Source organism: Mesoflavibacter sp. CH_XMU1422-2, assembly GCF_037029245.1.
Lineage (GTDB): Bacteria > Bacteroidota > Bacteroidia > Flavobacteriales > Flavobacteriaceae > Mesoflavibacter > Mesoflavibacter zeaxanthinifaciens.
Genome location: NZ_JAYMEE010000079.1, coordinates 1 through 797, shown reverse-complemented (window position 1 = coordinate 797; position 797 = coordinate 1). Strand labels below are relative to the sequence as shown.

Genomic DNA, 797 nt, shown 5'->3' with positions numbered 1-797 from the left:
AACGGTCTCGGCTATGATTTCGTTGTGGAATCATCCGCAGGATTATTCCGCCGAAATCCAGCCGTTTGATTTATACTTTTACTTTGGTGTGGCAAAAAACCACAATGAATTATAGCCATTGTTGTAAGTAGTCTTTTTTTACTTTTATTTCCTCAAACCTTTCTTCGGGCACATCTTCCAAATTCTTAAAAAAATCCTCTGCAATTTGTAGTGCTTCAATCGCTTTTTCTTTTTTATCTGCTAGTACATAAAAGTCAAAGATTTTGGAAATGAATCCGAACTTTTGGTTTCTCACTTGATAATCTGCAGCAGTTTCCCAATCTGAAGCTTCATTGAGTAACGGAATTCCGATATTCAGAACATTTTTTGTCAAATCATTCATTAGTTTGACGTTGTCAAATTTTGTCAAGTCATATTGTCCGCCATTCCAGTATTGCGAATTCCAAGTTTTGATATGGTTGTCATACCAAGAATCAATGAACTCATTCATTGGCTTAAATCCGTAAGTTTTCTCGTGCCATTTGACATAAAAATTAGATTTAACAGAAAGTATTGTCCAAAACGAAACAACTGTATTTCCAAAATTCCTTTGATTTTTTGCGAAATAAATTTCTTGAGTAAAATTTCCAACTTTCCGCTTAAAAGTCAGTTCAGATTTTAAAAGTTTAAATCCGATTGCGGACAATTCAGGTTCGACATATTCTTCTACTAATTTGCGAATTCTGTCACCTGGTTTTAAGTCCGAATATTTGAATTTTTTCCTTTTGAACATCTTTTTTCAAGATTACTTACAACGT

1 protein-coding gene is annotated in these 797 nt (G+C 33.5%); it reads right to left on the bottom strand.

All coding sequences use genetic code 11. The features are described 5' to 3' along the window. Window positions 1–109 precede the first annotated feature (109 nt). Complete coding sequence (locus WA340_RS12710) at window positions 110–772, bottom strand: hypothetical protein (protein WP_336129357.1); 663 nt, start codon at window positions 770–772, stop codon at window positions 110–112. Between the last annotated feature and the right edge of the window lie 25 nt (window positions 773–797).

Coding starts and splice junctions, on each gene's coding strand:
- WA340_RS12710 (WP_336129357.1), bottom strand. CDS start 772: ATGTTCAAAAGGAAAAAATTCAAATATTCGGACTTAAAACCAGGTGAC.